Origin of the sequence: Pseudomonas sp. SIMBA_067 (genome assembly GCF_046534675.1) — a bacterium.
Classification (GTDB): domain Bacteria; phylum Pseudomonadota; class Gammaproteobacteria; order Pseudomonadales; family Pseudomonadaceae; genus Aquipseudomonas; species Aquipseudomonas putida.
This window is the reverse complement of sequence record NZ_JAWRYH010001423.1, coordinates 1-232: the sequence shown is the minus strand read 5'-3', so window position 1 is coordinate 232 and position 232 is coordinate 1. Positions and strand designations below refer to the sequence as shown.

The 232-nt window shown below is 58.2% G+C and carries 1 protein-coding gene; it reads left to right on the top strand.

All coding sequences use genetic code 11. From position 1 onward, the window contains the following. Positions 1-232 (top strand): ABC transporter permease subunit (locus tag SB765_RS34090; protein ID WP_410933088.1); only part of this gene is annotated, 232 nt, incomplete at both ends.

Below are 232 nucleotides of genomic sequence, written 5' to 3'. Positions count from 1 at the left end.
ATGTGCCCGCATCGTGCGGGCTTCGACGCTCTCTCTGAAACAGGCTGCCTATGTTGAAGCCGTGCGCTGTGCCGGTGCACCAGACAGAGTCATTATCCTGCGGCATATTCTGCCCGGCACGCTTTCCAGCGTGATTGTCTATTTCACTATGCGCATTGGCACCAGTATTCTGACAGCCGCGGGCCTGAGTTTTATCGGACTGGGTCCGGAGCCTGACGTGCCTGAATGGGGC